Annotated in this window: 22 protein-coding genes; 10 read left to right on the forward strand and 12 right to left on the reverse strand. The window is 57.2% G+C overall.

What is annotated here, in order from left to right:
* Positions 1-119: 119 nt before the first annotated feature.
* Entirely contained in the window at positions 120-1040 is a 921-nt protein-coding gene (locus tag RCA23_RS16015) for an NAD-dependent epimerase/dehydratase family protein (protein ID WP_052377120.1), read from the reverse strand.
* A 104-nt stretch (positions 1041-1144) separates the two neighbouring features.
* Positions 1145-2194, reverse strand: coding sequence for a glycosyltransferase family 92 protein (locus RCA23_RS09570; RefSeq protein ID WP_052377121.1), 1050 nt, complete (start codon positions 2192-2194; stop codon positions 1145-1147).
* Positions 2195-2333: 139 nt separating this feature from the next.
* On the opposite strand from RCA23_RS09570, the gene betA reads away from it, so the two are divergent.
* Complete coding sequence (gene betA, locus RCA23_RS09575; RefSeq protein WP_044051457.1) at positions 2334-3995, forward strand: choline dehydrogenase; 1662 nt, start codon at positions 2334-2336, stop codon at positions 3993-3995.
* Between the two features lie 217 nt (positions 3996-4212).
* Here betA and RCA23_RS09580 read toward each other — a convergent pair whose 3' ends face one another.
* Together RCA23_RS09580 and RCA23_RS09585 are read right to left on the reverse strand one after the other, a co-directional pair.
* A complete protein-coding gene (locus RCA23_RS09580; RefSeq protein WP_044050125.1) occupies positions 4213-4857 on the reverse strand; it encodes a 3-oxoacid CoA-transferase subunit B in 645 nt (214 codons plus the stop codon).
* Positions 4857-5552, reverse strand: a complete 696-nt coding sequence (locus tag RCA23_RS09585; protein WP_044050126.1) for a CoA transferase subunit A — start codon at positions 5550-5552, stop codon at positions 4857-4859. The genes RCA23_RS09580 and RCA23_RS09585 overlap by 1 nt, the downstream gene beginning before the upstream one ends.
* A 468-nt stretch (positions 5553-6020) precedes the next feature.
* Here RCA23_RS09585 and RCA23_RS16020 point away from each other — a divergent pair, with 468 nt between their 5' ends.
* The gene (locus RCA23_RS16020; RefSeq protein WP_052377122.1) at positions 6021-6395 is read left to right on the forward strand and encodes a hypothetical protein; all 375 of its coding nucleotides are present in this window, start codon (positions 6021-6023) and stop codon (positions 6393-6395) included.
* 81 nt (positions 6396-6476) lie between these two features.
* Here the strand turns inward: RCA23_RS16020 and RCA23_RS09595 are convergent, their stop codons facing one another.
* Positions 6477-7583: a glycine cleavage T C-terminal barrel domain-containing protein gene (locus tag RCA23_RS09595; protein ID WP_044050127.1), complete on the reverse strand. Its 1107-nt coding sequence runs from the start codon at positions 7581-7583 to the stop codon at positions 6477-6479.
* Between the two features lie 272 nt (positions 7584-7855).
* Here RCA23_RS09595 and RCA23_RS09600 point away from each other — a divergent pair, with 272 nt between their 5' ends.
* Genes RCA23_RS09600 through RCA23_RS09620 form a run of 5 tightly spaced genes read left to right on the forward strand, consistent with a single transcriptional unit; the run spans position 7856 to position 14682 of the window.
* Entirely contained in the window at positions 7856-9955 is a 2100-nt protein-coding gene (locus tag RCA23_RS09600) for a hydantoinase/oxoprolinase family protein (protein ID WP_044050128.1), read from the forward strand.
* On the forward strand, positions 9952-11676 hold the full coding sequence (locus tag RCA23_RS09605) for a hydantoinase B/oxoprolinase family protein (RefSeq protein WP_044050129.1): 1725 nt from the start codon (positions 9952-9954) through the stop codon (positions 11674-11676). Before RCA23_RS09600 ends, RCA23_RS09605 begins: the two co-directional genes overlap by 4 nt.
* Positions 11677-12885, forward strand: coding sequence for an NAD(P)/FAD-dependent oxidoreductase (locus RCA23_RS09610; protein WP_044050130.1), 1209 nt, complete (start codon positions 11677-11679; stop codon positions 12883-12885). It begins immediately after the preceding gene.
* The gene (locus RCA23_RS09615) at positions 12885-13721 is read left to right on the forward strand and encodes an NAD-dependent epimerase/dehydratase family protein (protein ID WP_044050131.1); all 837 of its coding nucleotides are present in this window, start codon (positions 12885-12887) and stop codon (positions 13719-13721) included. The genes RCA23_RS09610 and RCA23_RS09615 overlap by 1 nt, the downstream gene beginning before the upstream one ends.
* 7 nt (positions 13722-13728) lie before the next feature.
* Positions 13729-14682 carry an SUMF1/EgtB/PvdO family nonheme iron enzyme gene (locus RCA23_RS09620; RefSeq protein ID WP_044050132.1) on the forward strand — a complete coding sequence of 318 codons (954 nt, stop codon included), beginning with the start codon at positions 13729-13731 and terminating at the stop codon, positions 14680-14682.
* A gap of 23 nt (positions 14683-14705) precedes the next feature.
* Here the strand turns inward: RCA23_RS09620 and RCA23_RS09625 are convergent, their stop codons facing one another.
* Both RCA23_RS09625 and RCA23_RS09630 read right to left on the reverse strand, forming a co-directional pair.
* Complete coding sequence (locus RCA23_RS09625) at positions 14706-15830, reverse strand: tetratricopeptide repeat protein (RefSeq protein ID WP_044050133.1); 1125 nt, start codon at positions 15828-15830, stop codon at positions 14706-14708.
* Positions 15831-15982: 152 nt separating this feature from the next.
* A complete protein-coding gene (locus RCA23_RS09630) occupies positions 15983-16828 on the reverse strand; it encodes an urea carboxylase-associated family protein (RefSeq protein WP_044050134.1) in 846 nt (281 codons plus the stop codon).
* A 118-nt stretch (positions 16829-16946) separates the two neighbouring features.
* Between RCA23_RS09630 and RCA23_RS09635 the strand changes: the two genes are divergently transcribed.
* Genes RCA23_RS09635 through RCA23_RS09645 form a run of 3 tightly spaced genes read left to right on the forward strand, consistent with a single transcriptional unit; the run spans position 16947 to position 19880 of the window.
* On the forward strand, positions 16947-17993 hold the full coding sequence (locus RCA23_RS09635) for a pyridoxal-phosphate dependent enzyme (RefSeq protein WP_044051459.1): 1047 nt from the start codon (positions 16947-16949) through the stop codon (positions 17991-17993).
* On the forward strand, positions 17993-19132 hold the full coding sequence (locus RCA23_RS09640) for a M24 family metallopeptidase (RefSeq protein ID WP_044050135.1): 1140 nt from the start codon (positions 17993-17995) through the stop codon (positions 19130-19132). The genes RCA23_RS09635 and RCA23_RS09640 overlap by 1 nt, the downstream gene beginning before the upstream one ends.
* A 1-nt stretch (position 19133) precedes the next feature.
* Positions 19134-19880, forward strand: coding sequence for a maleate cis-trans isomerase family protein (locus RCA23_RS09645; protein WP_044050136.1), 747 nt, complete (start codon positions 19134-19136; stop codon positions 19878-19880).
* Positions 19881-19897: 17 nt separating this feature from the next.
* On the opposite strand, the gene RCA23_RS09650 is transcribed toward RCA23_RS09645, so the two are convergent.
* The 5 genes from RCA23_RS09650 to RCA23_RS09670 all read right to left on the reverse strand — a co-directional run bounded on the left by RCA23_RS09650 (position 19898) and on the right by RCA23_RS09670 (position 25152).
* Positions 19898-20743 (reverse strand): alpha/beta fold hydrolase, encoded by an 846-nt coding sequence (locus RCA23_RS09650; protein WP_236631341.1) that lies wholly within the window; start codon positions 20741-20743, stop codon positions 19898-19900.
* Entirely contained in the window at positions 20679-21275 is a 597-nt protein-coding gene (locus tag RCA23_RS09655) for an amino acid synthesis family protein (RefSeq protein ID WP_044050138.1), read from the reverse strand. The genes RCA23_RS09650 and RCA23_RS09655 overlap by 65 nt, the downstream gene beginning before the upstream one ends.
* A gap of 11 nt (positions 21276-21286) precedes the next feature.
* Entirely contained in the window at positions 21287-22321 is a 1035-nt protein-coding gene (locus tag RCA23_RS09660; protein ID WP_044051460.1) for an LLM class flavin-dependent oxidoreductase, read from the reverse strand.
* Positions 22322-22325: 4 nt separating this feature from the next.
* Positions 22326-23801 (reverse strand): aldehyde dehydrogenase, encoded by a 1476-nt coding sequence (locus tag RCA23_RS09665; RefSeq protein WP_044050139.1) that lies wholly within the window; start codon positions 23799-23801, stop codon positions 22326-22328.
* Between the two features lie 109 nt (positions 23802-23910).
* A complete protein-coding gene (locus RCA23_RS09670; RefSeq protein WP_044050140.1) occupies positions 23911-25152 on the reverse strand; it encodes an ABC transporter permease subunit in 1242 nt (413 codons plus the stop codon).
* Positions 25153-25157: the final 5 nt, after the last annotated feature.

Here is a 25157-nt window from a genome sequence, read left to right on the forward strand (position 1 = left end):
ATGCAGATTTGCGCCTAACGACCAGCGGAATATAAGCCAAATGTGGGTTAGATTTTCCATGGGCTGCGGCGCAAGCGCCAGTCTAGGATCCTGACGCTATTCGCTCTGTTCAGATGCAATTAACTCTGCGCGCGGCGGCGCGCGGCGCCCCTATCCACCGGAGGCCATCCGCGCCAATCTGCTAGCCAGGACAAGGTTTGTGACACGCGATCTTCGAGCGGCACATCCAGCACTTGATCAAATGCTGTCATCATACCCGCGGGCGTATTGGGCGCGCGTTTGGTGTCAGAACCGCGCGCCACCTGGCCAATAATATCTTGCATTTCCCGATCCGTGAGCCAATGCGGCGTTCCTATATTCATCCGGGATGGCGCCGCGGCGCTTACGCCCTGCGCCAGCATCGTATAAGCTAGATCCGACACGCTCACCCAATTTTTGGCTTCAAGCCCATGCGACTCGTGACCGGCATCCAAATCCTGCCAAAGGCGTTCAATCTCATTGCAGAACCTTTGCCCAGGGCCAAAGATCTGGCCCGCATGGAATTGCGTGACCGAGATGCCTGTCTCTTGGCCCCAATTGGCAACCATATCCTGTGCAATCAACACAGTGTCTTGAACAGAAGATAGGTCCTTGGGCAAATCTGCTCGGGCGGCACAAAGCTGCACAAATCTTGCCTCGTCGCGCATATTATTGGCCGTCCAAAACTCTTGTAGGAGCTCCAGCAAGATGGCCGTGCCGGTCATATTTGTCGCGAGGCACCGTTCCTCACCGCCCAAGGGCCAGGCCCGGAGCGTTTCAACAGCGCAGTGGAACACCAATTGGGGTCGGGCGACCTGGATCAGTTTTTTGAGTTTATTGCGATCGCTAATGTCGCCCAACACCAATTGGTAATTGTCAGCTTCCTCAAGATCCCAAATATCCCCAAGACTTGCGGCTGCCGTCAGGGCGTCATAATTGGTCACGAAGTGGCCCGCATTCACGGCACGGCGCACCACAACCGATCCAATGAATCCAGCGCCACCCGTCACCAATATTTGCATTTTTGCCCCCGCAGGTTGCTTCCAATAGTGCAGTTATTGCATCAAATTATTTATATCTGGTGAAGAGCACAGGTGATTTTCCAAAAATTGCCCCCTTTTGAGTATTATTCTCTGTGTTTCAATTTTTGGTAAAGCTGAAACATCTCCCTGGCTTTGTGATCCGGTAAGATACGCCCCTCTGCGGCCATTAAAATATCGCAGTATAACTCGTAACCTTCGGGTTGCCCGAGAATATGTGCAATGCGATTTTGATGATGCTCCACACCTGCTTGATGGGCCTGTGCAACATCCTTGAGCGCCAGAAGGCGTTGCATTTCTGCGATCCGCGCGCGCCTGCTTCGGTCTATTGACGGGTTATGTTCTGTATTAAAGTTGCGCTGCACCCAATAGGCCAAATCAATCGGTTTGCTGGATCGGTTTGGCAAGCCCCGCGCGTGTTTCATCAAAAAACTCTGAGCCGACCGCAAAGAATAGTGATTGCATTCGACGGACCGCACGCCCCGCGCCATGCCGATCAAAGACATACGTTGCGGCATTTGCCCAAGCAATGTAGCGTTTTGCTCCATATCATAGGCAATCCAATAGGGCCGCGGATGCTTCGCTGCATCTTTTTGCTTCGGACGGTGCACACCAAACCCGTTGAACGGGCCGGCAGGTTTGAAAACTGTTTTGAAAAATGTTGCGGCAATTGGGAACATGGCATCGGCTGGGATCGCCTGTTGAAATTGCTCCGTAATGGGACGATCTTCGAACCGATCAATCCCAGCATTGCCGAATAGACGCCACGGCATCGCAATCGCGTCGGTCTGATCTGGCACAGCCGCGATGAGATCATGCAAGCTGCCCTCGCCCAGATGCACATTTATAAATTCATCCACATCACAGGCCACGGCCCAATCGCAGCTCTTGCGCAAAGGATGCTTCCAAGCCGCTTTGAGCGCCTGCCATTGCGGGCTTGTCCCCTTTGGCACCTGCTGCACGATATGATGTAGCACCCCCTGTTTGGCCAATACCGCAAGCAGGGCATCAGTGCCATCATCGCAATCATTGGTATAGACCAACAGATCCGTCACACCGATCGCGCGCATATGAGCCACCCATTCAACGATATAAGGGGCTTCGTTTCGCAGGGTGGTGACCGCAAGAATACGCATAAAATAACTTTCTAAAACCACGAGGTTTGCGCATATTTTGGCAAAATTTAATCACAGAGCGGGTATTTTTTATCAGCGCGACCGCTGCCCCCTTGCTCTGGCGGTAGTTTATGCCAAGCTGGCGCAAACTGGAGGATATATGGAAGCGGATTTTGTCATAATCGGATCGGGTTCGGCGGGTTCAGCCATGGCGGCCCGGCTGTCTGAAGATGGTCAATATTCCGTGATCGTGCTCGAATATGGGGGCAGCGATTCGGGGCCTTTTATTCAAATGCCCGGCGCACTCTCCTATCCGATGAATATGCCCCTCTATGATTGGGGGTATCGCTCTGAACCAGAGCCGCATTTGGGCGGGCGGCAATTGGCCTGCCCCCGCGGCAAGGTGATCGGTGGCTCCTCCTCGATCAATGGCATGGTCTATGTGCGTGGCCATGCAGGCGATTACGACCATTGGGTCCAAAGCGGGGCGGAAGGGTGGTCCTACGCCGATGTGCTGCCCTATTTTCTGCGCATGGAGAATTGGCACGAGAGCGGCCAGGGCGGCGATCCCGATTGGCGCGGCAAAAGCGGACCGCTGCATATCACCCGCGGCAAGCGCGACATCCCGCTGCATCAAGCCTTTGTGGAGGCCGGCCGCCAGGCGGGGTTCGAAGTCACCAAAGACTACAACGGCGCGCAGCAGGAGGGGTTTTGCGCAATGGAGCAGACCGTCTGGCGCGGCCGGCGCTGGTCGGCGGCCAATGCCTATCTCAAGCCAGCCCTAAAGCGCCCCAATCTGACGCTGCACAAATGCCTGGCACGCCGCATTGTCCTGAAAGACGGCCGCGCCATTGGGGTGGAAGTGTCAAAAGGGCAAAATATCTCAGTGATCCGCGCCCGCCGCGAGGTGATTGTTGCCGCCTCCGCGATTAACTCTCCCAAACTCCTGCTGCTTTCCGGCATAGGCCCCGCCGCGCAGTTGACGCAACTGGGGATTGAGGTGCAGGCTGATCGGCCCGGCGTGGGGCAAAACCTGCAAGATCATCTGGAGCTTTACATTCAGCAGGCCTGCCTGCAGCCCATTACGCTCTACAAATATTGGAATTTCTTTGGAAAACTCCGCGTAGGTTTGGAATGGCTCATCAATAAATCCGGCCCCGGCGCGTCAAATGCCTTTGAATCCTGTGCCTTTTTGCGCTCAAAACCGGGGGTGCGCTACCCTGATATTCAATATCATTTCCTACCGATCGCGGTGCGCTATGATGGGCGCGCCGCCTCCGAAGGCCACGGGTTCCAAGCCCATGTTGGCCCCATGCGCTCTGCCTCGCGTGGATCCGTAACCCTGCGCTCTCGTGATCCAAACGACGATCCAAAGATCCTATTCAACTATATGTCCGATCCGCAGGATTGGAGCGATTTTCGCCATTGCATCCGCTTGACCCGCAAAATTTTTGGCCAATCGGCCTTTGACCCATTTCGCGGCAAGGAAATTCAACCGGGCGCATCGGTGCAAAGCGACGCCGAGCTGGACGGGTTCATCCGTGAGCATGTGGAAAGCGCCTACCATCCCTGCGGCACCTGCAAAATGGGTCGCACAGAGGATCCTATGGCCGTGGTGGATTCCGAATGCCGGGTGATTGGGGTGGACGCGCTGCGCGTGGTCGACAGCTCTATCTTCCCACGCATCCCCAATGGAAACCTGAACGGGCCATCTATTATGGTGGGCGAAAAAGGCGCCGATCACATCCTGGGCAAGCAACCGCTGCCCAAAGACAACAGAGCCCCCTGGATCAATCCAAGATGGGAGAGCTCCGACAGATAAACCGGGGGTCAGGCCGGCGCAGCCCGGTGTTGCCACCGGGCAAAGTGCTTTGGGCTTGGCTGCTCTGTGAAGCAGAAATCCCTCACAAACCGCTGCCGCCGTGAATCCCCAAAATTGATCATCGCCCCAGACAAGCGCTGCTGTCATCTCTGCGCGGGGGCGACGCTATGCAGCTGTTTAAGCTGTTTTGTAGCACTCAAGCCGGTCGCAAAGCGCGTTAGGAGACGATCGTCGCCAGCGTCGCGGCGCGAAGATCTGCCTCGCTGACGCCCTCCGCCGTCTCCACGATTGCCAATCCGCCCTCAACCACATCCAACACCCCAAGATTGGTGATGATACGATCCACAACGCCAGCGCCCGTGAGTGGCAGGCTACAGGCAGGCAGAACTTTGCTTTCGCCCCTCTTGTTGGTGTGATCCATGACCACGACAACCCGGCCGACACCGGCCACCAGATCCATGGCGCCGCCCATACCTTTGACCAACTTGCCGGGGATCATCCAATTGGCCAAATCGCCATTTTCCGCCACTTCCATCGCACCGAGGATCGCCATGGCAATCTTGCCGCCGCGAATCATTCCAAAGGAGGTTGCGCTGTCAAAATAAGCGGTTTGCGGCAATTCGGTAATCGTTTGCTTGCCCGCGTTGATCAGATCAGGATCCACCTCATCTTCGGTTGGAAACGGTCCCATGCCGAGCATGCCGTTTTCCGACTGCAAGGTCACCTCAACCCCCTCGGGGATATAGTTGGACACAAGCGTTGGAATCCCAATGCCCAGATTAACATAGGTGCCATCTTCCAGCTCTTGCGCGGCCCGCGCGGCCATTTGGTTGCGGTCCCAGCCTTTTGTCTCTGTGGCCATTATGATGCCCTCACTGTACGTTGTTCGATCCGTTTTTCATGGCTGCCTTGAATGAGCCGGTGCACATAGATGCCCGGCAGATGAATGTGATCGGGATCCAAGCTGCCCGTGGGGACAATCTCCTCCACCTCCGCAATGCAGACCTTACCACACATGGCCGCCGGCGGGTTAAAGTTCCGCGCCGTCTTGCGGAAAATCAAATTGCCCGTCTCATCGGCCTTCCAGGCTTTGACGATCGACACATCTGCAAAGAGCCCGGTTTCGAGAATATAGGTCTCTCCATTAAACTCTTTATGCTCCTTGCCCTCGGCAATCACGGTGCCCACTCCGGTTTTTGTATAAAACCCCGGAATCCCACAACCTGCGGCGCGCATCCGTTCTGCCAAAGTGCCCTGAGGGTTGAATTCAAGCTCCAGCTCACCAGAGAGATATTGCTTCATAAATGTATCATTCTCGCCCACATAGGAGGAGATCATCTTTTTCACCTGCCGCGTTTGAAGCAAGATGCCAATGCCAAAATCATCCACACCGGCATTGTTCGACGCAAAGGTCAAATCCTTGGTGCCAGCGTCTCTTATTGCGGCCAATAGATTTTCCGGCAAACCACACAGACCAAAGCCCCCGGCGGCAATAAACATCCCGTCAAACAACAGCCCTTCGAGAGCCTCGCTGGCGGATCCATATAGTTTTTTCATGAGCAGACCGTCCTCTTCATTCCATTGACCTCAAAGACCACCGAATAAACTATGGGTCAAGACTTCGCAGCTGTTTTGCGTAAAATCCACCGCCAAACACCTGCGCCCTGTCTTGTTGCGATATGTCGCAAGAGCCGCGCCAGCTTCGATCATTGGTGACCGGACTGAAACACGCCGCTCATGAAATGACCTGGCATATCTGCGGGTGGAGATGGAAATGGCTGAGTATTTCGGTGTGGTCCGCCCTACACATCCAAGACCCCTGCATAACGCCATTTCAACACAAAATGAGGGCAGCGCTTGCCGGGGGGCAGGCAGGCGCAGCCCGGTGTTGCCACCGGGCAAAGTGTTTTGGCGTGGCGGTTGGGGTATGCAGAGGTCTTAGTCAGCAGATTTCATTTGAGATCAAACTCGGAGCTTAGTAGTGTAAAACTCATTCAAACTAAACAAACCTTTGGACATGTCATTATGAAATTAGCAAAAATTTCCGGCCTCACTGGCGCAGCGTTCAGCCTGTGCTTCTTCGTGCACTCCGTCTTTCATTCCTTCCGTATCAGCAAAGGTTTTGCATTCTTTGACTCGCTATTCCCAGAATTGGTCGGCAGCTTCAATACCTCCATCATTTTCTTTATGCCGGCGGCCGTGTTGCTCTTTCGATCCGCATTTTCACCGGTTTTGGAGAAGGCATCTACGGTCTATCCGATCGTGATGGCACCTACTGTTTTAAATGTGTTTTTGGCATACGATCCGCTCGCCGCAGGCCTGCCTGCAGTTTTGTTAACCATGCCTTTTTGTATAATTTTTTCAATTATTTATTTATGTTTCCCAGCGCCAAAAAATTGAACCAAACCCTAGGGCGCGACTCGCAAAGCCGGAGGCAATGATCTTGCCCCCAGCTCGCAGCGCCTGTCTTGGGGGCTGTCGTCACAAAAATGGCATATCCACCAGCGTTGCCACGACCTTGCGACCGCCAGAGCGGGACAAGGTCACTGTGTCGCCGATCGTGCAGCTGCGTGAGATCAAGGCGTAGCCGATGTTTTTGCTCAGACGCGGGGACCAAACACAATTGGTCATATCGCCGACCTTCTGCCCATCTACGGTGATATCTTCCCAGTGGAAGCTCAAAGGATCGGGCGTGTCGCCCTCTAAGATCAACCCCAGCTGATGACGTTTGGGACCTTCCGCATGGATGCGGCGCAGCGCTTGAATACCGATGACATCATCGGGAACATCCAGGTCAATATAATTGCCCAAACGCACCTCATAGGGATTGGTGGTGTCATCGCTGTCAGAGCCACAGCTCACCAGTCCGCTTTCCGTCCGCTCAGGGGAGGTTGGCCCACCGTTGCCAATGCCAAAAGGCGCGCCGGCCTCTTTGACGATGTTCCATAGCTCATCGCCGCGCGTTCCATCGCGCAGGTAAATCTCAAACCCGCCCTGTTTGGACCAGCCCGAACGCTGCACGGCAACAGGAATTCCGTTGATTTCACTCTCTGCGAACCAAAAATACTTCAGATCATGCACCCAGTCGCCAAAGATTGACGACACAACCGCGCCGGCTTTTGGCCCCTGCACCGCCAAGGGCGAGACATCCGGTTCAGAAATTTTGACATCCAAACCACGCTCTGCCGCAATCGCGCGGGCCCAGAACCAAATATCACTGTCCGCAATCGAGAACCAAAACAAATCTTCACGCAGTTTGAGCAAGATCGGATCATTGATCAAAATACCGTCGTGATTGCAAAGCGGCACATATTTGCCCTGCCCGATTTTGCATTTTGACAAGTCGCGCGGGCTCAGGATCTGCGCCAATTTGGCAGCATCGGGCCCCTCGAGTTGCACCTGCCGCTCGGCACCCACATCCCACATGACGACCCCATTCAACAGGTCCCAATATTCCTTATCCTTATCGCCAAAGCTCGCCGGCAAAATCATCCGATTGTAGATCGAGGCATTGGTACAGCCCTCGGCAACCACCGAATTGAAGAAGGGCGACGGACGCAAACGCGCTGTGGCATGAACCTGAAACATTTTGAGCTCCTAATCTGACGCTGAATCGCGCTTTAGTGCAGGCAAGCCCCGTCTGGCAATCCCCTGAATTGCGCCTGGGATATGACCTTGCGTCATCAATTTTACCAGAAAATTAATCTGCGCACTGAGATGCGGGAAAATCGCACAGAATCACACCTCCCAAGCAGGTCCAAGAGCCGTTGGATCGATCAGCGTTGTTGTCACAATAATGGCGCCAAATACCTTCCCCTGCCGCCGCATTCTGTTATCCTGAGTGCAAGTTGGAGGATCGAATGCAAAAGCAAGCTGTGCGCCTAGGCGTGGATATTGGCGGCACCTTTACGGATGTCGTTTTGGAGCGCGGCGGCGCCCTCTTTTCCACCAAAGTCTTAACCACCTATCGCGCCCCAGAAGAAGCCATTGTCGAGGGCATGGCCCGCGTCTGCGCGCAAGCCCAAGTCAACCCCGGAGAGATCACCCAAATCATCCACGGCACCACTCTTGCAACAAATGCTTTGATCGAACGCCGCGGTGCTAAGACGGCTTTGATCACGACCGAGGGCTTCCGCGATGTCATTGAGATGCGCACCGAAAGCCGCTTTGAACAATATGACCTCAACCTCACCCTGCCCCCGCCGCTCCTGCCCCGCAATTTTCGCTACACAATCACAGAGCGAATGCAGGCCGACGGCCAAGTGCTTAGGCCGATCAACCGCGCTGAGATCGAAGCCCTGGTCGGGGAGATTAAGCAGGCGGGCTTTGAGAGCATCGCTGTGGGGTTTCTGCATTCCTACGTTAATGACGCCCATGAGCGCCTTGTGGCTGAGGTTGTATCTGAGAAAATGCCCGACGCCATGCTGTCGCTGTCTTGCGAGGTCAGCCCGCAGATGCGCGAATATGAGCGTTTCAATACCACCATCGCCAATGCCTATATCAAACCCTTGATGAAAACTTATTTGGGCCGTCTTAAAGGGCGTTTGAACAGTGAGGGCGCACGATGTCCAATCTTTTTGATGCACTCCGGCGGCGGCATTATCAGCCTGGAAAATGCCGCTGAATTTCCCGTTCGCCTGGTCGAATCCGGCCCGGCCGGCGGGGCGGTTTTTGCCGCCCATATCGCCGCGCGTCACCAGATTGATAAGGTGCTCTCTTTCGATATGGGCGGCACCACGGCGAAGATTTGCCTCATCAAAGATCAAACTCCAAAAACCGCCCGTGTCTTCGAGGTTGCGCGCAGCTATCGGTTCAAAAAAGGCTCGGGCATGCCCATTTCAATTCCCGTAATTGATATGGTTGAGATCGGCGCCGGTGGTGGCTCTTTGGCCCATGTCGACAGCCTGCGGCAAATCAGGGTTGGGCCAGAAAGCGCCGGTTCCGAGCCGGGTCCGGCCTGTTATGGCCGAGGTGGCACCCGCCCATCGGTGACCGATGCTGATTTGGTCCTGGGACGGCTGGATCCGGACAAGTTTGCAGGCGGGCGCATCACGCTGAAGCCGGCAGCGAGCGCAGCCGCGCTTGCCGCGCATTTGGGCGATACGCTCGGTATGGACAGCCAAACTGCCGCTTTCGGCCTCTCCGAGGTTGTGGATGAAAATATGGCCAATGCCGCGCGGGTGCATGCGGTGGAAAACGGTGAAGATCTCAGCGATTACACGATGATTGCCTTTGGCGGCGCAGCGCCTTTGCACGCGGGGAGATTGTGCGAGAAATTGGGCATTACCCGCCTCCTCGTGCCCAGTGGCGCAGGGGTCGGGTCTGCAATTGGCTTTCTGCGCGCGCCATTCAGCTTTGAAGCCACCCGCAGCCACTTCATGCGTTTGGCTGATTTCAGATCGGACCTGGCGACCGGCTTGCTGGCGGAATTGACTCAGGAAGCCACTGCCTTTGTGCGCAGCTGTGACGCGAAGGCCGAGATCGACGCGCAATACAAAGTCTATATGCGCTATTCGGGACAGGGATGGGAAATTCCCGTAGCCTTTGATGCCGCCCTGGCCCAATCTCCCGATGCAGCAAAGTTTGAAGCGCTGTTTGAGCGCGAATACAAAACCCTTTTTGGCCGCAGCGTCGCCGGTATGGACATTGAGATCACAGTTTGGTCGGTCAATGCCACAACCGCCGCCGCCCCGGCCACAGCCCTGGCGCCCCAGCCAGCTGGCCAGCACTTGACGGCCACCCATTACCGCAGCCTATTTGATGCGGCATCGGCGCAAATGACACAGGCGGCCCAATGGCGCCGGGCGGATATGGCCATAGGCGCGGAGCTGGACGGGCCTGCGGTGATTGAAGAAGAGGAAACCACCATCATCGTGCCCAAATCCCGCCGCGCGCGGGCGATGAGTGATGGCTGTATTGAACTGACCGCGCGGCCAGTAGACAAAGGAGCTGTGCAATGATCGCATCCACGCCCCCCCGCACCACCTCTGAGGTGCAGTATCAAGTCATGTGGAACCGCCTGATCTCTGTGGTGGAAGAGCAGGCGCAAGCGCTGGTGCGAACGGCCTTCTCAACCTCAGTGCGCGAGGCCGGGGATCTTTCTGCCGGGGTCTATGATGCGCAAGGGCACATGCTGGCCCAAGCGGTCACCGGCACCCCAGGCCATGTCAATGCCATGGCCGACGCGGTGGCCCATTTCATACGCCGGATTGGCCGCGAAAATTTCGCCCCCGGCGATATTTACATCACCAATGACCCCTGGGAGGGCACCGGCCACTTACATGACATTACCATTGTAACCCCCAGTTACTACAACGAAACCTTTGTGGGCTTCTTTGCCTGCACCGCGCATATCGTTGATATCGGGGGCCGAGGGTTTGGAGCGGATGCCAATAGTGTTTATGAGGAAGGTCTCTACATACCCATTATGAAATTGGCCGATCGCGGCGTGGTGGATCAGACCTTGATGCGGATCATCCGCGGCAATGTGCGCGAGCCTGATCAGCTGGTGGGAGACATCTATGCGCTGGCCAGCTGCAACGAAATTGGCCACCGCCGCTTGATTGATATGATGAAGGAATTTGAGCTTGCGGATCTGTCTGGGATTTCTGAGTTTATTCTGTCCAACTCCCGCCGCGCGACACTTGAGCGGATCAACGCGCTGACGCCTGGCATGGCCCGAGGGGAAATGCGCACCGACGGCTATGCGCAGCCGGTTGATCTCAAAGTGCAGCTCACCATCGAAAAAGACCGTATTTTATGCGATTTTGCCGGCACTTCTGGCCTGGATAAGAAGGGCATCAACTGCCCATTGGTCTACACCAAAGCCTATGCCTGCTACGCGCTCAAATGCGCCATAGCCCCAGAGATTCCCAATAACGCGGCCAGTCTGGCGCCCTTTGAAATCACGGCGCCGGACAACACCATCGTGAATGCCCTGCATCCCGCCCCTGTGGCGCTGCGCCATATCATTGGCCATATGGTGCCCGACGCGGTCTATGCGGCTTTGGATCAATTTTTGCCCGGGCGGGTGCCTGCGGAGGGCGCGGGGTGCCTGTGCAATTTCCAAGTCTCGCTGCGCCCCCGCAGCGATGCGCCCGCCCCGCCTCATGCCCGGCGCGCAGAGGTTTTGACCTTCAACTCCGGCGGATCTGGCGCTCGACCCGGTTTGGATGGAATGAACGCCACCGCTTTTCCCAGCGGAGTGATGACCATGCCCGTCGAAGCCACCGAGCAGGTCGGCCCGGTATTGATCTGGCGCAAAGAGCTGCGTGCCGACAGCGGCGGCGCCGGCCGACATCGCGGTGGATTGGGTCAATATATGGAGGTTGGAGCCCAAGAGGGTTACGAATTTGACATCCAAGCCATGTTCGATCGCGTCAATCACCCAGCAAATGGTCGCCAAGGCGGATCCAAAGGCGGCGCCACCACGATCGCGCTTGACGATGGCGCGCCCATGCGCGGGAAAGGCAAGCAATTTGTGCCCCATGGCAAAAAGGTCATGATGGCTTTCCCAGGTGGCGCAGGCTACGGACCTGTCTGCGAACGCAGCACCGCAGAAACCCTCAAAGATCTGGCTGGCGGCTATATCACCGCGCAGGCGGCCGAAGAGCTTTACGGTCTGGCGCCTCAACAGATCGCCGATGTTCTGGAGCGGGCCAAAAACGGTGAGGCGTTCTAAATGGCACTGGCGCAGCAAACCCCAAAAGCGCATAGCTATGATATAATCCTTATTGGCGGAGCTATGTATGGCAGCTCCATCGCCTGGTGGCTCAGCCGCGATCCGGGGTTTGACGGCTCGATTCTTGTGGTGGAGCGGGATCTCAGTTTTGAATGCGCGTCCACAAGCCACACCAATTCTTGCATCCGTCAACAGTTTTCAAACCCAACCAATATCCAAGTCAGCCAATTTGGCGCGGAGTTTATCAACAATTTTCAAAGCTATTTTGATCACGACCCGCGTGTTCCGAAAATCCATATCCAATCTTTTGGCTATATGTATTTGGCCAATACCGCCGCCGGGGCCGAAAGCCTGCGGCACAGTCAAGCGCTGCAGGCACAAATGGGCGCTGGCACGCGGCATATGACAGCCTCTGAAATTCAGGCCGAATATCCGTTTTATCATGTGGGCGACATTACCGCAGGCAATCATAACACCGTCAACGAAGGCTATTTTGACGGCGGCACGATTTTTGATTGGTGCAAGCGCGTGGCCCAAGAAAAAGGCGCTGAATATGTGCAAAATGAGGTTGTGGCGATGGACCGGCACGCAGACCGCATCCACAGCGTGACCCTGGCCTCGGGCGAGAGGCTCAGCTGCGGGCTCGTGGTCAATTGCACAGGCCCGCGCGCCGCGCAAACTGCGCGTATGGCCGGGCTAGACTTGCCAGTTGAGCCGCGCAAACGCTACAGCTTCGTCTTTGATGCCGAGCAGCCGCTGGCGCGCGACCTTCCCCTCACCATCGACCCCTCTGGCGTGCATATGCGTTCGGAGGGGCGCTATTATCTTGCCGGCTGTCCGCCCGATGATGATGCGCCCGTAGCCTATGACGATTTCACCCAAGACCATAGCATCTGGCAAGAGAAGGTCTGGCCCATCATCGCCGCCCGTGTGCCGCAATTCGAAACGATCAAGCTGATCAACAGCTGGGCGGGACATTACGCCTATAACACCTTCGATCAAAACGCGATCATCGGCCCGCATCATCAGGTCGAGAACTTGCTCTTTGCCAATGGGTTTTCGGGCCACGGCTTGCAACAATCTATGGCCATCGGGCGCGGATTGGCCGAATTTATCACCTATGGCGCCTATCGCAGCATTGACCTTTCGCCCTTCGCATACAAACGTATCGAAGAGGGCAAACCCTTTTTAGAAAAGGCAGTAATTTGATGAAAAAACTCGTGTTAACCGGTGCCGCGGGACGGCTGGGCTCCTATCTGCGCGAACCGCTCAGCCAGATGTGTGACCGCCTGGTCTCCACCGATTGGACCGAGGACATCGGCAAGCTTTATCCCAGTGAGACCTATGTCAAAGCAGACCTAGGCGATCTGGAGGCCATGGAGGCGGTGCTTGATGGTGCGGATATGGTGGTCCATTTTGGGGCAATTGGCGATGAGGCCGCCTGGGACAAAATCCTACATTCCAATATCATTGGCGCCTATAATGTGTGGGAAGCAGCCGCGCGCAAGGGGCTGCGCCGCGTGGTCTATGCCAGCTCCATTCATGCGGTGGGCATGTATCCCAAAACCCAAAGGATCGACACAGAAGTGCCGCACCGCCCAGACACCTACTATGGTTTGGCAAAATGTTTCGCAGAGGATCTTGGCAGCCTCTATTGGGACAAAAAGGGCATTGAGAGTGTGCATCTGCGCATCCTATCGGCCGCACAGGTCAACAATCCGCGCGCGCTTGGCTCCTGGCTGTCCTATGACGATCTGATCCATTTGGTTCAGCAGGCCATCACCACACCGATCACGGGCTTTTGCGTGATCTATGGCGTGTCCAATAATGACCGGGTCACGGTCGACAATCACAAGGCGGCCTTCTTGGGATATCGCCCGAAAGACAATGCCGAGCAATGTGCAGAAGAGGTCTTGGCTGCCGCCGATCCGGCAGATCCGCATGATCCCGGGCAAATGTGCCAAGGCGGGCCCTTCGCTTCGGTGGAGATTGGATTTTCCGGCACGGCCAGCATGAATATCGTGCAAGACAAAAAAGAGATATAATCCACCGATGACGGCGGATCCGACCTCTCCCAACTGCTGCGCCCCATCCAGACCGGAGGGCGCCAGCTCGCGGCCTGCCCCGCAATCCATGGGCAGCGGGGCGCATCGGGGCGCGCTCTGCCTCATACCGGGCGGGGCGGGCTTGATGGGAACCAACCGGCCGGTCATCAAGCTGGACGGCGAGGCCCCGCAGCGCCGGGTCAAACTGAAACCCTTCCTGCTGGGGCAAACCCCGGTGAGCAATGCGGAGTTTTCCCATTTCGCAGAACAGACGGGCTATGTCACAGAGGCTGAGGTTTTCGGCTGGTCTTTTGTCTTTCACCTCCAAGTTCCCGCGGCCCAAACCACGGTGCAAGGCGCGGCTGGCGCGCAATGGTGGCGGCGGGTCGATGGCGCCGATTGGCGATATCCCGCAGGCCCTTTGGGCGCCGAAAGCCTGCCCGATCACCCTGCGGTTCATCTGTCGTGGACGGATGCGCAGGCCTATTGCGCTTGGGCGGGGGGACGTCTTCCAAGTGAAGTGGAATGGGAGCATGCCGCCCGTGGCGGTTTGGGGGATGTGACCTATCCTTGGGGCGATGCGCCGCCCGATGATCGCGCGCATCTGCCCTGCAATATCTGGCACGGCAATTTTCCCAGTCTGAACACCGCCGCCGATGGCTATGCTTTCACCAGCCCGGCGCGCTCTTTTGCCCCCAATGGCTACGGGCTCTATGGCATGGCCGGCAATGTCTGGGATTGGACCGCCGATCTGTTTCGCCTCAAATCCCTGTCCAAAGCCGGCAAGGCCCATGCGGCGGCCATGCGGGGATATCGCGTCATCAAGGGCGGCAGCTTTCTATGCCATGCCTCCTATTGCACGCGCTACCGGATCGCCGCGCGCACGGGCAATTCCCCTGAGAGCACCACCAGCCATATGGGATTTCGCATCGCTTTTGACGCGCCGCCCGGGCGCGGCTGACGCAAGCCGCAGCCACCCCGGCCCTATGGCCCCGCCGGCGGTTCAAGATCGGCCAGCCATTCATCGATTTGCGCCACCTTCGGCTGCACTCCCATTTCGGCATAAAGCCCCCGCGCGTGCACCCAATACTGCCGCGCCTCCAGCAGGTCACCCCGCTTGAAGGCGACAGCGCCGAGATTTGCATAAATCTGAGCCATCCCCTCCTTGCGCCCCAACTCCTCATATCGGGCAAGAGCTTGGTTAAAATAATCAACCGCGGCATCAAAGTCATCCCGCGCGGCGGCTACGACACCAAGGTTGCCATTCTGCATTGCCATCCCCTCCTTGCGCCCCAACTCCTCATCTAAGGCAAGGGCTTGAGTGAAATAGTCAACCGCCACCTCCCAGTCACCCCGCGCCATGGCAATTACGCCGAGGTTGGCATAACCGACAGCAATGGCGCGTTGGTCTTCCTGGGTCCGGCCAAGGTCCAAAACCTGGCGAAGGGCATCTTCAGCGGCCTTCAGATTCCCGAAAATAAGCTCCAATTGGCCAATAGATTCGATTGCCGCTATATTTTCCGGGTCGAGGGCATGGGCCCGGCGATAGGCGGCGAGGGAGGCCTGCGGATCCCCGTAAAAGGTTAAGGCGCCCTCCCCCATATGGAGCTGAACCAAATCCTTGATCGGTCCCTGCTCATAATCTTGAATCAAAGCCCGCAAATCGGGAAGAAGGGCCGCCCCAAGGCTGCCCTGCCCCAAATCTGCCAAAAGCGCCCGCGCGCGGGATGCCAGCTTATCGTCACCGCCCGCCGCGATTTTCTGTGCGAGTTCAAGCGTGGTCTTCAGCTGGGCAATCAACGCCTCTTTATCTGCAAGCTCAATGTCGCGCTGGTCCAGCTCTGCGCGGTAGCGATCCAGCAGGTTGTTCAAATGCCCTATGGTTTTTTGATCCACTGGGTCACCCGTTATAATCAGATCACCGCCCACTTGGGTCACATCACCACCGATGGACACCTGTCCGCTGATATCAAGCGAAGCGTTCGATTTTTGCCATGTATGGAGGGCCCATCCCGCGCTACTTAATGCAATGACGACTGTCACGATGATCCCCGTTGCAGGGGCATTGCGATTAAGCCAGTAAAACCAATTTTGCGGGTGTTTGTCCATTCAAAGCGTTTGGGTATCAATTAAAAATGTCATGAGTTCAGGGGAGTATCGCCCCATCCGCGGCCCCTGTAAAGCCTATATATTACAACTCCCTAAAACAAAAACCCCCTCGCTTCCGGCGTTGCGCGAGCGGCAATCCGCCCCCGGCGCGCTTATCGCCCATAGGGGTTGGGCGGCGCGGGGGTGAAGCCGGTCAGCGTTTTGGGCGCATAGATCTCAATCACCAGCGGATGGCATTGCGCCGTGTCGCTGGAATGTTCTGCGCCGCAGTCGCCGCCCGGGCAGGCAGAGAGGCCGAGGGTGATATCAATCTGCGCCTCCAGCTCAAGAAAATCGCCCGGGCGCACGGGGCTGGCCTTCATGAAATATTGATGCGTGTCGCGGGTAAACCCCGTGAGCATGAAGACATTGAGCACATCATGCACATGCCGCTCCGCCTCTTCCGGCGGCAGATCAAAGTGCTCGGCCACAGCGCGCGTCAGATTGGAATGGCAGCAATAGTGATAATCTGAGCCGCTGAGCAGCCGGCCCGTATAGGGATCACAGCGGGTGCCAATCACATCATGCACCGAGCCGCCATCGGCGTCATAGCCATACCAGTCCAGCGTGTCACAGGTGATATGCGCCAAGGGCCGCATGAAGGGAAAGCTCGACCAGAGGCTGTCACCCGTGCCGACATGGGTGCCGTGCAGAGCGCGTGTTTTGCCGCTGTAGAATCGCTCGGCGATGTTGTGGCTGTTCCAAATATTCAAATCCCCCACCTGCGGCCCCTCCACAGATACAATCCGCGCGAAATGCCCGGCTGGCACGTCAATGCAGGCGGCCGAGCGGGGCGGTACAGAAAGGCGTTGCAGCAATTCTGCGCCCTCGCGCCGCGCGGCTGAGGCCGCCAGATCGAGCTGCGGCAGGGTCTCGGTGGGATAGCACACAACCACCGGACGCGCCCGCCGCGCCTGCGCATCTGTGGGTTCTGGGTGCGTGGGATGTTGATGTTTCATGCGGCCTCTCTATGTCGGTAGGCGCATGTTAATGGCGCGCGGTGAAATTGACAATTCCGCGCTGTGACAGGTCGCATATGGGCTTGCTCTTACGGGCGCGATGGGCTCCATTTGCGCCATGGATATATTGCAAAACCCCCACCGCTCCACGGGCTTGACCGTCGACATCCTGCGCGACATCCCCGCCCCCTCGACCGATGCGGCCTCAGTGCAAGCCCTTCTGGCCCGTTGTCCCGACGCCGCCGAAACGGACATGCTACAAGCGCCCAGCATGGCGCAAGATCTCAAGATCGCGCGGCTCAGCGTGAAAGATGAGCGCGGCCGCATGGGCCTGGGCAGTTTCAAAGCACTTGGCGCGGCCTATGTCATCGCCCATAGCGCCATCGTCAAAGGCGAAGCACAGAGCGCGAAAACCTATGTCACCGCCAGCGCTGGAAATCACGGGCTCAGCGTGGCGGCTGGCGCAAACGCCTTTGGCGCCGCCTCCGTGATCTTTCTGAGCCAGAGCGTGCCCGAAGCCTTTGCCGAACGCTTGATCGCTCAAGGCGCAACAGTTGAGCGCGCCGGCGAAACCTATGAGCAGAGCATGAGCGCGGCGCAAGCGGCGGCCGAAGCCAATGGCTGGACCCTGCTGTCGGACAGCTCTTGGCCAGGCTATAGCGATTTGAGCCATCGTTTGATGGAGGGCTATACCGTCTTTATGGCCGAAGCCGAGCGGCAAATTTCTGCGCCGACCCATATCTTCTTGCAAGCTGGCGTTGGCGGGTTGGCCGGAGCTGCAGCCGCGATGGCCCGCAAACTTTGGGGCGATGCACCGGTGATCGTGGTGGTTGAACCACAGCACGCCCCCGCGCTGCACGGCTGCATTCAAGCCGGTGATTTCGTCGCTGCCAAAGGTCCAGGAAGCGCCATGGGGCGGCTGGATTGCCTGGAGGCCTCTTTGATTGCCCTGAAGGGGCTGGCCAAGGATGCCGATGTTTTTGCGCTCATCAGCGAAGAGGAAGGCCAAGCCGGCGCCGATTATGCCGCAGCCCATCAGATGGAGAGCACAGCCTCCGGGGCCGCGGGTCTGGCGGCGCTCTTGGCCTCACCGGCCCATCGTGCAGCGCTCAAGCTTGACGCAAACTCCCATGTGCTTGTCATACTTTCAGAAGGTCCAGAATAATGCCCCAAGGTTTTGAAACCACAGAATTCAAAGCGCGCCTGACAGGCGCACAAAGCCGCATGAATGCGGCGGATCTCGACGCTATTTTACTGACCACAGAGCCAGATATTCGCTATTTCACCGGCTATCTCACAAGATTTTGGGAAAGCCCGTGCCGGCCTTGGTTCTTGGTCCTGCCCCGCTCTGGCGATCCCATTGCTGTCATCCCCTCAATTGGCGCCGCGCTCATGGCCCGCACATGGATCACAGATATTCGCACATGGCGTGCGCCAGATCTCGAAGATGATGGCATTAGCCTTTTGGCCGAGACACTGCGGGATTTAGGCCCTCGTATTGGCACACCCAGCGGGTTGCAGTCACATCTGCGCATGCCGCTGGGCGATTTTGCCCGGCTCAATGCCGCTCTGCCCCAGCCGATTGGCGCGGATGCTGACATTCTGCGCAGCCTGCGCTTGGTGAAATCTGAGGCTGAGATTGAGAAGATCAAAACCGCGTGCCAGATTGCCACCCGCGCCTTTGACCGCGTGCCGGAGATTGCCCGCATCGGCCAGCCTTTGGCACCGGTGTTTCGAGATTTTCAGCGCCTCTGTCTGGATGAAGGCGCCGATTGGGTGCCCTATCTTGCCGGTGCTGCGGCGCCCGGCGGCTATGGCGATGTCATCTCTCCAGCGGACGACCGCCCGCTCGAGGCGGGAGATGTCTTGATGCTGGACACAGGCTTGGTGCATGATGGCTATTTTTGCGATTTCGATCGCAACTTTTCCGTGGGCAGCCCATCGCCGGATGTTGCCGCCGGACACAGCCGTCTGATTGAAGCCACATATGCCGCATTTGAAGCCGCACGACCTGGTGCGACCGCGGCGGAGCTGTTTCACGTTATGGATAAGATTGTCACCGGCGGCGCCGGCGGCTCCGAGGCGGGCCGCTATGGCCATGGGCTGGGCATGAACCTCACCGAATGGCCAAGCCTGATCCCAACCGATCACACGCCGCTGGTAGAGGGCATGGTCCTCACCTTGGAGCCCGGCATCGAATTGGCGCAAGGTCGCGCCTTGGTTCATGAGGAAAATATCGTCATTCGCGAGAATGGAGCCGAGTGGCTGAGCCAACCTTATGGCGCCGAAATGATTAGGGTTTAACATGAGCTTACTGCCATATGACATTGTTTCAATTGAACCAACTCGAATTGGGCTTGTGGTTTTGCAATCAGATGAAACCATCGAGCGCGATATGATGCAGATGCGCGGCACCGCAGATCTTTTCTTTAGCCGCGTGCCCAGCGGGCAAGAGGTCACAGCTGAAACGCTGCAATCTATGGCGGGGCATATTGAGGCTTCAGCGGCGCTCTTTCCGCAGACCCTGCGCTTGAACGCCGTGGGCTATGGCTGCACGTCCGGCACGGCTCAAATTGGCGTGCAGGAGATTGAGCGGCTGGTGAAATCTGGCACAAAAACCCAGGCGGTCAGCCAGCCCGTCTCCGCATTGGTGGCAGCTTGCCAGCATCTCAAGCTCAAACGTATTGCGTTTTTGTCCCCCTACCTCGAGGAGGTCAGCGCCAATCTGCGGACGGTGTTGCAGCAGAACGGCGTTGAAACCCCAGTGTTTGGCACTTTCGGCGAGGCCGAAGAAACAAAAGTTGTGCGCATTTCTGGCGCATCGGTTCAAAGCGCGGCCCGTCATCTGCTCGCAGAGGGCGGGCTTGACGGCATTTTCCTCAGCTGCACCAACCTGCGCACCATGGATTTGATTGCCCCCATGGAAGCTGAGCTGGGCCTGCCTGTGCTGTCCAGCAACCTTGTGCTCGCGTGGCATCTCGCGCAGCTGTCTGGTGATCCAAAGGCGTTGCAAGGTCCTGGCCGGCTCTTTGCCGCCCAGGCCGCCGAGTGACAGGACCGCGGCGAGACTTAAACCCGCTGCAGAAAGTCAAAAACGGGCTGGGTAAAGGCCTCTGGCGCTTCGAGCAGCCCCAAATGCTTGAACTTCGGTATAATTTGGCACTCTGCCCCTGCGATTTCAGCGGCGATGTCCCGGCTCATCTGCGGCGTTGAACCCACATCTTCCGCGCAAGTCATCACCAAACTTGGCACGTTTAAGGCTGGAACTGGGCGAATTAACTCTCTGACCCCATGGGCCAAAACCCAGGCGGACTGCCCATAGCTCGTGCGATCCGCCTGCAGGCGCCAAGCCGCGACCTGCTGCGGGATTTCTGCATTCGAGGCCAGAAATTCCGGCGTGAACCACCGCTCCAATGCGGCCTGCAGCGTCGCCTCAGCGCCCCGATCCAGCGCCTTGCCTGCCCGCGTCTCCACCTCTTGCTGCATCTGCGCACCACGGTCATGGGGCGAATTCAAAATAACCAATGACCGCACCAAATGCGGGTGGTCCATGGCGACACGTCGATTGATCATCCCGCCAATGGAAAATCCAACCAGATGTGCAGGGCCCAATGCGGTTTCCTCCAGCAGTCGGGCAATTTGATCGGCGAAGACCGACAGGTTGAGCGGGCGCTCTGCCGGAGCACTCTGCCCATGGCCATAAAGGTCATAACTCAAAACGCGATACCGGCCGCAGAGCGCTGGCAAATGGGCCTGCCACAGCGATGAGCTCAGCCCCAATCCATGGATCAGCACCAATGGCGGCCCATCTTCGGGCCCGTCGAGCCTATAGGCCGTGTCATCGGCTGCTCTAAACACCAGCGGGATTGTCCACATCGCGGCCCATATCGCGCAGATCATCATAGCGGTTGCCAATCCGGTGCAAAGGATGGCCACCAATGGAGGCGCCAAGCGCAATCAAAATCTCATCCTCGGCAGGCGCATCCGGCACGGTGGTGTGAATGGTTTGGTAATGGCTTCGCATACCGCCATCATCCTTATGCATCAACGGGATCATCAAGGATGTGCCCGCGCCGCCGCGCGTATTGGTAAAAGCGAGATAGGACTTGGCATTGACCGCCTCACGAAACTGATTGCCGAAATGCAGCGTATGCGTCATCGCTTGCGCGTGCTCGACCTCGCCGCCCATGCCGACAATACTGGCTTTGCCGCAGCCCTCAATCTTATCCCCACAAATCTCAAGCAACAGATCGGTCAAGAGCTTACCCAGCACCGGCCCATGCTCTTGAATTTCTGGCCGGAGATTCTCAACCCACCCGCGACCAAACCAAGGGTTTTTGACAATCGCCATGGCGCTCACCAATTTGGTTGGCACCGGCACAGCCTTGCCCCCCTCCTCATAGGTGGTTTGCACCAGCGTCAACGTGCGGCGAATTTCAATACTCATGGCGACATCCTTCAGGTAAATTCTGGCATAACATGGTCAATGAAACTTTGGAGGGAGCGTTTCTGCTCTGCCATCCCCAATCCCATTGACGCATAATAAATAAAAGCATCAACGCCCAAAGCCTCATAACGGCGCAGTTTTGCAATCACCTGGTCGGGCGATCCAAACATCAGATTTTCCTCAAGCATTTCTGGATCTACACGGACATTGCCCTCTAAGTCCTCCGCAGAGACCTCATCGGGAAAGCCATTGTGCACCGCTCCAGTTTTGGTCATCAGATTGCCAAATCTTCCCAAAACGCTGCGAATGGCGTCCATGGCTGCGGCGCGATCTTCTTTTGTCTCGTAAACCGCCGTGTGGCGCATCATGGCGAATGTGCCATCCCAGCCATTGCCCGCTGTCTCAATGGCCTCATCGAGCTGCGCTTTATATTTTTCCGCCTCCGCAAAGGGCATGGAAAACGGCCAAGACATAATGTTGCAGTGATTGGCCACCGCATAGTCAAAGGTGATGGGCGAGCGGGCCGCAACCCACATTGGCACCTCGCCTTGCAGCGGCTTGGGGCAGGATGTGGCCGCAGGGAACTGCCAATATGTTCCGTCATGTGTCACATCCCCCTGCCAAAGCTTGCGCACCAAAGGCAGCATTTCTTGCATATAGCGCCAGCTGTCACTTTGGGCCAATCCGGGCTTCATACGGTCAAACTCACGTTGATAGGCCCCCGAACCCAGGCCCAAATCCAACCGCCCGTCGGATAGGAGATCAACCATGGCCGCTTCACCCGCCAGATTGATCGGATGCCAATAGGCCGCATTGGCCACGCCGCATCCCAAGCGGATGTTTTCGGTGTGATCCGCCCACCACGTCATAATTTGAAACGGATTGGGCGCAATAGTCATTTCCAGCGCGTGATGCTCCGCCGCCCAAGCAATTTCAAAGCCAGCTCGGTCAGCCATTTGAACCATTTCGAGGACATGATCGCGCACCGCGCGCATATCTGTCTGCGCATCCATACGTTCTAAATTTATCGCAATGTGAAACTTCATCTGATCACCTTGGTTGAAAGGGGTTGGCGATAGGATCATCCGACAGGTTGACCCAGATGGTTTTGGCCCGGGTGTAATCATACATGGCTTGCAGCCCAGCCTCCCGCCCATGGCCGGAGGTTTTCACGCCTCCAAATTCAGCAATCGGCGAAATCATTCGGTAGGTATTGACCCAAACCATTCCGGATTTCAATGCTTTGGCCAAACGCAGTTGCCGGGCGCCATCGCGGGTAAACAGCCCCGCGGCCAGCCCATGCTTGGTGTCATTGGCCAGGGCCAAAACCTCCGATTCCGTGCGAAACCGCTGGACGGCCAGCACCGGGCCAAAAAGCTCCGTGTCGACAATGGTCATATCTTGGCGCGGGCATTCGATGATGGTGGGTTCAAAGAACAAACCCGGCCCCGCAAGGCGGCGCCCGCCGCAAAGAAGCGTGCCCCCCTCCTCAATGGCCAGGGCCACTTGCCGCTCGATATGTTCAATTTGCCCAAGCGTGCATAGGGGGCCCATTTCCGTCGCATCGGCCTGAGGATCGCCAATGACAATGCCGCGGGCGATGTTGAGCATACGCGCCAAAAAGTCATCCGCTATGTCGTCATGCAAATAGAGCCGTGAGCCCGCCACGCAGGATTGACCGCTGGCCGCGAATATCCCAGCAATCGCACCATTCACAGCGCTCTCGATATTGGCATCGTCGAAAACAATAATCGGGGATTTGCCGCCCAACTCCAAACTCACTTCTGCAAAATTTTCCGCAGAATTCTTGATCACCTGTGCCGCAGCCGCCGGCCCGCCCGTGAACGCGACGCGCGCCACTTTCGGATGACGGGTTAATTCCCGACCGCAAACCGCGCCATGCCCGGTAATGATATTGACCACACCGGGCGGGATACCAGCCTCAGCCACCAACTTCCCAAAGGCCAAGAGGGGCGCACTGGCATGTTCGGAGGCCTTTAGCACCATCGTATTGCCTGCGGCCAGCGCCGGGCCCAGCTTGGTCGCGGTGAGGAACATTTGGCTGTTCCAAGGGATCACCGCCGCGATGACCCCCAAGGGCTCTCGGTTCGTAAACACAAACATTTCAGGCTTATCAATCGGCAATGTATCACCGCTGATCTTATCGGCGGCACCCGCAAAAAAATGCAAATATTCGGCGATATAGGTGGCCTGCCAAGCGGTTTCCTTGAACATTTTACCGGTGTCGCGGGTCTCGATGCGCCCGATCTCTTCGGAATGGGCCGCCAAGAGATCTGCCAGACGGGCCAAATGCTTGCCGCGCTGGGTGGGGGTCATAGCCCCCCAGGGACCGTCCAAGGCCGCCGCTGCGGCTTCCACAGCCCGGTTCACATCCGCATAGGTGGCCTCTGGGATGCGGGCCCAAGCCAGGCCGGTGGAGGGATCAATGCAGTCAAAGGCCGCCCCATCCGAGGCCGCGCACCACTGGCCATCAATCAGCATCTGCAATGTTTCAAGTTCAGCCATATGCCCCTCCCCTGCTTTTTCCCTGCAAGACTAGCAGAGTTTCATAGCAAAAAAGGAAAATTGCGTCGCTTGTCCTCACGAAAACCGACGCCAGGTGATAAATTTTGCCTTAGGAGGGGCTGACACCGCGCAGACGCTCCGATCTGCGGCGCAGCAATTCCACCGTAGTCAAAAGCAAGATCGAGATGATGACCAAGATCGTTGCGACAGCCAAGATAGTGGGCGAAATCTGCTCACGAATGCCGCTGAACATCTGCCGCGGGATCGTACGCTGGCGCACATCCGCCAGTTGCAACACCGCCACGACCTCGTCAAAGCTCGTGATAAAGGCAAAAAGCGCCCCGGAAATGACCCCAGGCAGAATCAATGGCATTTGCACCTTAAAGAAGGTACGGATCGGCCCCGCCCCCATATTCGCGCTGGCCCGGGTCAGGGATTGATCAAAGCCCGACAAGGTGGCCGTCACCGTGATGATCACAAATGGTGTGCCCAAAGCCGCATGAGCCAGAATGATGCCAAGATAGGTCTTCGCCAAGCCGACACTCGAGAAAAAGAAAAACAGACCCGAGGCGGTGATCACCAAGGGCACAATCATCGGTGAAATCAACAAGGCCATGATTGGGCGGCGCCAGGGCATATCGCTGGAGGACAGGCCAACTGCGGCCAGAGTGCCCAGAGCTGTCGAGATCATCGTGGCCCAGAAGCCAATGAAAAAGGAGTTGCGAATGGAGCGAATCCATTGCGCATTCGACCACATATCACTCCACCAACCGACAACCGCCTCCGGATCCACCATGCCATTTTGCAATATGTCGATATACCAGCGCATCGAATAGGCCAGTGGATCAAAGCGCAGCATTCCGGGGGTGAAACTGAAATAGGGCTCTTGGTTAAAGCTCAAAGGGATCAGCACGAAAATCGGCATAATCAAAAAGACAAAGATCATGCCGCAAATCATGCGAAAACTGTAGAACCAGAGCACTTGCCGCGCCGTGGCATAGGGCGGCAGGTTCAATCGATAGCGGCCCGAAGCCAGCCAACAGGTCATGCCACCGGCAATATAGCCCACAATGGCCATCAACACGCCGTAGGCAAAGCCAACCAATCCAGTCCCAACAGCGAAGAAGGCGATCACACCCAGCCATGCGGCCAGGCGTCCACGATCCCCAAGCCGGGTCACCGCAAAAGAAAAGGCCGCAAAGAGCGCCGCGCCAATGGCCAAAAAGGGCAGCATGAGCCCTGTATCGCCCTGGGCAGTCATCAAACCAGCCAAGCCGCCAAAGCCTGCCAAAATTCCCACAGTGAACCCCAGAGGAGGTTTGGGTGGAATATAACGATAGTCACCTGTCATTGGTC

The sequence above is a fragment of the Planktomarina temperata RCA23 genome, from assembly GCF_000738435.1.
Taxonomy (GTDB): domain Bacteria; phylum Pseudomonadota; class Alphaproteobacteria; order Rhodobacterales; family Rhodobacteraceae; genus Planktomarina; species Planktomarina temperata.